Annotated in this window: 4 protein-coding genes; all 4 read left to right on the forward strand. The window is 63.1% G+C overall.

The annotated features are described in order from the left end of the window. Nucleotides 1-692, forward strand: a 692-nt coding sequence (locus JHC57_RS20020) for a glycoside hydrolase family 2 TIM barrel-domain containing protein (RefSeq protein ID WP_294032356.1), incomplete at its 5' end; no start/stop codon positions are given. Nucleotides 693-986: 294 nt separating this feature from the next. Beyond that, on the forward strand, nucleotides 987-3,983 hold the full coding sequence (locus tag JHC57_RS20025; protein ID WP_294032358.1) for a TonB-dependent receptor: 2,997 nt from the start codon (nucleotides 987-989) through the stop codon (nucleotides 3,981-3,983). A 119-nt stretch (nucleotides 3,984-4,102) separates the two neighbouring features. Further along, nucleotides 4,103-5,176, forward strand: coding sequence for a glycoside hydrolase family 43 protein (locus JHC57_RS20030; protein WP_294032357.1), 1,074 nt, complete (start codon nucleotides 4,103-4,105; stop codon nucleotides 5,174-5,176). A gap of 17 nt (nucleotides 5,177-5,193) precedes the next feature. Continuing rightward, the coding region (locus JHC57_RS20035) for a GH92 family glycosyl hydrolase (protein ID WP_294032359.1) at nucleotides 5,194-7,171 on the forward strand (1,978 nt) is incomplete at its 3' end.

Here is a 7,171-nt window from a genome sequence, read left to right on the forward strand (position 1 = left end):
ATCACGACGCCGACCGGCTCGGCATGCTGATCTGGCAGGACATGCCCTCGGGCGGTGGCGAGGACCAGTATCTCGCCGGCACCAGCCAGTATCAGGCGATCTTCCCGTCCGAAACGCTCGCCGAGCAGCAGAAGCAATTGTCGGAGATGGTCGGCGAACTGCGCGCCTTCCCGTCGATCGTGACATGGGTCGTCAACAACGAAGGCTGGGGCCAATATGATTCGGCGACGCTCGCGCGATTCGTGAAGGGGCTCGATCCGTCGCGGCTGGTGAACGCCAATTCGGGCTGGCTCGACGTCGCGCCCGGCGCGTCGGAGATGCTCGACATCCACACCTATGAAGATGTGCCCAGGACGCCGCCGCTGCAGACGGAGCGCGCGATCGTGCTCGGCGAATATGGCGGTGTCGGCTTCCCCGTACCGGGCCATATCTGGAAGCCGGGGAAGGGCAATTGGAGCTATCAGGTCGCGCAGGACGAGAAGGAATATCTCGTCCGCTTCCGCCGCAAGATGGAGGGCGTGATCCGGCAGGCGAAGGAAAACGGGCTCAGCGCCTCGGTCTATACGCAGACGACCGACGTCGAGGACGAGATCAATGGTCTCCTGACATACGACCGTGCGGTGCCGAAGGCGCCGGCGGGGGCGCTGGCGGAGATCGCCGCGCCGCTGTGGGAGACCCCGGCTCCGGACTGAACCGGAGCGGACGAAAGCGCGAAGGAACCTGCCATCCCGGAGTCCGGGATGGCGGGCGCGAAGGCGTGCGGCTGCGCGCTGATTTTCACGGAAAACTGCCAAAAACTGCGCGTTTGTGACGCTGTTGTAACGGTTCGCCGCGTTCCGCCACCGGCTCGAAAAATTTATTTTGACAAATTGTTTTTTATATTCTGATAGAGGCTCAACGGGTCCGATGATCCGCCGCTCGGCGACTCCGAAAGCGCCGAATAACGAGTGGGGGCGAACAGCCCCTCGAACAGGGAGGTCGATGTGATGAAGGCAGGACAAATCCATTCAGCGAAGGTGTCGCGGCGCGAGCGGCTGGTGCGCGAGCTGATGCTGGGCGCGGGCGCGCTCGTTGCGCTCGGCAGCACCGGGCAGGCGTGGGCGCAGGCCGCTCCCGAAGCGCAGCCGCCGGCCGACGATGCCGCCGCCGCGCCGGGTGACGCGATCGTCGTCACCGGTTATCGCAAGTCGATCGAGCAGAGCCTCGAACAGAAGCGCGAAGCCAATTCGCTGATCGAGGTCATCACCGCCGAGGATATCGGCAAATTCCCCGACAAGAATGTCGCCGACGCGCTGCAGCGCGTTCCCGGCGTGATCATCACCCGGGATGGCGGCGAGGGCAGCCGCGTCAGCATCCGCGGTCTGGACGACGGACTCACGCTGACCCTGCTCAACGGCAATTTCATCGCCGGCGCCGACAGTGGCGATCCGCAACGCTCGTTCAACTATGTGCTGCTGCCGTCGAATTTCATCGCCAGCACCGAAGTCTATAAATCGTCCGAAGCGCGGCTCGAAGAGGGCGGCGTCGGCGGCACCGTGATCCTCAACACCCGCCGCCCGTTCGACCTGCCGGCCTGGTCGGGCTTCGTCTCGGCCGAAGGTACCTATTCGGACACGAGCAAGAAATTCGACCCGCAGATCGCCGGCCAGATTTCGTGGAAGGATCCCGAGGAACGCCTCGGCTTCCTGATCGGTGCGACCTATCAGGAGCGCGCGAACCGTGAATTGCGCGGTACGACGGAAACGTGGCGCTGGTGGAGCGACCGTGACGCCAACGGCGACATCATCACGCCGGCGACCGACGTCAACGGCAATCCGTTCGAGAATGACGACGCGATTTCCTATTGGCCGGGCGAAGGGGTGACGGCGCAGGATGGCACGCATTATTCGGGCTATTGGGCGCCGCAGTCGGTCAACGCCGAAATCTTCTCGCAGCAGCGCAAGCGCCTCGGCATCCAGGCGACCGCACAAATACGCCCCTTCGACAATCTGACCGTCACCGCCAATTATTTCCGCTTCGACTACAAGAGCAACTGGCAGAGCAACGTGCTGAAAATCCCCGAATGGGGCTATGGCAATTTCTTCACCGGGCCGACGTTCGACGAGAGCGGGACGATCTTCCAGTCGGCGAATTTCCAGGTGCCCGCCGCGGGAACCGGATGTCTTGTGAACACGCCGCCCTGCACGATGGAAACGCCGCAGATCGCGGGCACGTACAGCCGCGAAAAGCAGGTTTCGAATACGTTCGAGACCGAGGTCGCCTGGAACACCGACAATTTCGATGCGGTGGCGAAGTTCGGGAAGACACGCGCCACCGGCGGACCGTCGCTGCGTTTCGGCGTCGCCGCCAAGCCGCGGCTGACGGTCACCGGGCAGGAACAGAATGGCAATTTCCTGAGCAACTGGGACTTCACCGGCGGCAATCTCGACATGGAATTCTCGCCCGAGCTGCAGGAAAATATCAGGAACGGTATCGCCCAGATCGACGTTGGTTCGACGGGGTCGGGCTACACGAACAGCGCGATCACGCAGCGTTATGCGCAACTCGATCTCGTCCGCCGTTTCGACAGTTTCCTCAGCGCCTTCCGCGTCGGCGGCAAGTGGCGCGAGATGAGCATCCACCGCGAAACCGGCCGCAACGAATGGTATGCCGATCCGGCGACCAAGCGGCGCTATCAGGACACGCCGGAAGGCGCGGTCGCGCGGCCCGAATATTTCTATGACAAATCGATCGGCAACATTACCGGCGGGTTCGATGCGAACCTGTTCCCGGGCATCAACTTCGGCAATTATCTCGACTATATCAATTCGACCTATGGCCCGTCGGTGCGCGTGCCCGAACCCGACAATATCTATGATCTGAAGGAGCGCGTCTTCGCCGGCTATGTGCAGGCAGATTTCGCGGCCGGACCCCTTCGCGGCAATATCGGTGTGCGTGTCGCGCATACGAAGCAGTCGGGGCTGAATTCGGATCGCCTGCAATTCCTCAACGATTATTGCGTCGACGGCCCGGGCGGCCCGCTCGATCCGAATGTGCCGATCGGCCCCGACGGCAATTGCCAGGTGCTGCCGCTCGACCAGCGCGAGGTGATCGTCAACACGCAGGTCGACCAGTCGAAGAGCTACACCGACTGGTTGCCCAGCCTGAACGTCGTCTATGAAGTCACCCCCGACATCGTCGTTCGCGGCGCGGTCGCCAAGGTGATCGCGCGCCCGTCGTTCAACGATCTCGGATCGCGGAGCTCGCTGACCTATCGTTCGGAGGCCTATGCCTTCGACCGGGGCCAGTTCGGGGAGTTCGAGGGCTGGTCGGGCAGCGGCGGCAACGCCGACCTCAAGCCCTTCTCGGCGTGGCAATACGACCTTGGCGTCGAATGGTATTTCAAGCGCGGCTCGGTGCTCGGCGTCGGCCTGTTCCGCAAGGAAGTCTCCGACTTTGTCGTCCCGCTCGTGCTCGACGTGACGCGCGAAGTGAACGGCGAGCAGGTGCTGATCCAGCCCTATTCGACCGTCGCCAACGGCTCGAACGCGGTGTCGCAGGGCGTCGAACTCTATGCGCAGCACACGCTGGACTTCGGCCTCGGCGCTCAGGTGAACTTCACCTATAACGACACCTCGGTCGCCGACATCACGCTCGACGGCGAAACGGTCGGCAAGTCGCCGCTCGTCGGCAGCGCGAAGACGCAGGTCAACGCTTCGGTCTTCTACGAGAACGACAAGTTCCTGGTGCGCGCCTCGTACAACCGCCGCGGCGAAGTCGTCGAAGCGCTCTCTTCGGGCCTCAACATCTACTCCGACCCCTACGAACAGGTCGACATCAACGCGTCGTACGAGCTCATGGACGGGTTGATGCTCACCGCTTCGGTCATCAACCTGACCAAGTCGGAAGAGCGGCAGCATCTCGGCAACGACACCAAGGACCGCTTCGTCCGCAGCAATTACTCCGGCCGCCGCGCCTATGTCGGCGTTTCGTACAAGTTCTGATGGGGCCCATACCCCAGCTCTCCCCCTCGGGTGGCTCCGCGAGGAGCCACCCGCCTCTTTCCGGGCGGGCTGGAACATGCTTCGGTGCCGGGTAACGAATGACAGGGGAGGGACGCGAGGTGCGTGTCGGGTTGAAATCGCTGCTCATGGGCATGGCGCTGCTGGCGGGTGGCCCGGCTGCGGCCGAAAATCCGATCGTCCCCGGCTGGTACGCCGACCCCGAAATCCGCGTCTTCGGCGACCGCTACTGGATCTATCCGACCTATTCGGACCATGGCGAAACGCCCGACGTCTCGCAGCATTTCAATGAGCAGCAGAAAAAGCTGCGCGAACAGAAGACGGTCCGGCCCTCCTATCATTTCCAGACCTTCTTCAACGTCTTTTCCTCGCCCGACCTCGTCCACTGGACGAAGCACAGCCATGCGCTCGACGTCGGGAATGTCGCTTGGGCGGCCTATGCCGTCTGGGCGCCGTCGGCGATCGAGAAGGACGGCAAATATTATCTCTTCTTCGGCGCCAACGACATCCAGTCGGACGACCAGCTCGGCGGCATCGGCGTCGCGGTCAGCGACCGCCCCGAGGGGCCGTTCAGGGACGCGATCGGCAAGCCGCTGATCGACGCCTTCCATAATGGCGCGCAGCCGATCGACCAGTTCGTCTTCCGCGACGACAATGGGCAGCATTATCTCTATTATGGCGGCTGGAAGCATTGCAACGTCGTCCGCCTGGGTGACGACCTGACCTCGATAGAGCCCTTTCCCGACGGCACGACCTACAAGGAAATCACGCCCCCCGGCTATGTCGAGGGCTCGTTCATGGTGAAGCGCAAGGGCGTCTATTATCTGATGTGGTCGGAGGGCGGCTGGACCGGCCCCGACTATTCGGTCGCCTACGCGATGGGCCCGTCGCCGACCGGCCCGTTCAGGCCGATGGGCAAGATTCTTCAGCAGGACTTCAGGATCGCGCGCGGCGCGGGCCATCATTCGGTGGTCAACGTGCCGGGCACCGACGACTGGTATATCGCCTATCACCGCCGCCCGCTCGGCGAGACGAGCGGCGAACGCCGTCAGCTCGCGATCGACCGAATGATCTTCAACGCCGACGGCACGATCGCGCCGGTGAAAATGACGAACGAGGGCGTCGCCGCGCGCCCGCTGCCGGCCCGGACGGCCAACAGGGGAGAGACGAAGTGAAGACGATCCGCAAGACGATGCTGGGCGCCGCGGCAAGTGCGCTCGTGCTCACCGGCGTCGGCACGCCCGCGGCACTCGCGCAGCAGACCGCGCTCGTCGATTACGTCAATCCGCTGATGGGCACCGATTCCAGCTATCGCCTGTCCTACGGCAACACCTATCCCGCGGTCGCGGTCCCCTTCGGCATGAACAGCTGGACCCCGGTGACCGGCGAGCCCGGCAGCGGCTGGGGCTACACCTATGACGGCGAGAAGATCAGCGGCATCAAGCAGACGCACCAGCCGAGCCCGTGGATGAACGACTATGCCGCCTTCGCGCTGATGGCGGAAACCGGGCCGGTGAAGGTCAAGCAGCAGGAACGCGGCAGCTGGTTCAGCCACAAGGCCGAGGTCGCGCGCCCCTATTCGTACAAGGTCTATCTCGCCGACTATGACGTGACCGCCGAAGTCGCGCCGACGACACGCGCCGCGCAGTTCCGCTTCACCTTCCCCGAAAGCGACGATGCGCACATATTGCTCGACGGGCTCGCGGGCGGATCGATGGTCAGGGTCGACGTCAAGAACCGCCGCATCACCGGCTATGTCCGCAACAACAATGGCGGTGTGCCCGACAATTTCCACAATTATTTCGTCGCCGAATTCGACCGCGACTTCACGCTCGCGCGCACCTGGGCGGGCGACAATGCGCCGACGAACGAACTCGCGCGCGAGGGCGACCATGTCGGTGCGGTGCTGAGCTTCAGGACGAAGAAGGGCGACAAGGTGCATGTCCGCGTCGCCTCGTCGTTCATCAGCCCCGAACAGGCGCTTTTGAACCTGCGCAGCGAAATCGGCAGCGACAGCTTCGACACGACGCAGGCGAAGGCGAAGGCGGCGTGGGAGAAGGAACTCTCGCGCATCCGCGTCACCGATCCCGACCCCGAAAAGTTCCGCACCTTCTATTCGTCGCTGTACCGGATGCTGCAATTTCCGCGCATCTTTTACGAAAAGGACGCGAACGGAAAGATCGTCCACTACAGCCCGTACGACGGCAAGGTGCACGACGGCTACATGTTCACCGACAACGGCTTCTGGGACACGTGGCGCGCGGTCTTCCCCTTCTTCGCGCTGATGTATCCCGAACTCGACAGCCAGATCATGCAGGGGCTGGTCAACACGTACAAGGAGGGCGGCTGGCTCCCCGAATGGGCGAGCCCCGGCTATCGCAACGTGATGATCGGGTCGAACTCGGCGAACCTGATCGCCGACGCCTATGTCAACGGCGTGCGCGGCTTCGACGTCGAGACGCTCTACGAAGCGATGATCAAGAATGCGACGACGAGCGAGGGCCGTCCGAAGGACAAGGCGGGCAAGGTGATCGCCGCCGTCGGGCGCGAGGGCGCCGAATATTACAACCGCCTCGGCTATGTCCCCTATGACGTCGGGATCAACGAAAATGCCGCGCGCACGCTCGAATATGCGACTGCCGACTTCTCGATCGCGCAGCTCGCAACGCTGCTCGGCAAGGACGCCGATGCGAAGAAATACACCGAACGTGCGCTCAACTATCGCAAGCTCTACGACAAGGAGAGCGGCTGGATCCGCGGCCGCAATCAGGACGGATCGTGGTCGGCCCCCTTCAATCCCTACAAGTGGGGCGACGCCTTCACCGAAGGAAACGCACTTCACTATAGCTGGGCCGTGATGCAGGACGTTCACGGACTCATGGAGCTGATGGGCGGACGCGAGAAATTCGTCGAGCGGCTCGACGCGATCTTCACCACCCCGCCGATCTTCGACGAAAGCTATTACGGGCAGGTGATCCACGAGATTCGCGAGATGCAGATCGTCGACATGGGGCAGTACGCCCATGGCAACCAGCCGATCCAGCACATGCCCTATCTCTACAACTGGGCGGGCGCCCCGTGGAAGACGCAGCATCATGTGCGCGATATCATGGCGAAGCTCTATTCGTCGGCGCCCGACGGCTATCCGGGCGACGAGGATAATGGCCAGA

It is taken from the genome of Sphingopyxis sp., assembly GCF_016463645.1.
Lineage (GTDB): Bacteria > Pseudomonadota > Alphaproteobacteria > Sphingomonadales > Sphingomonadaceae > Sphingopyxis.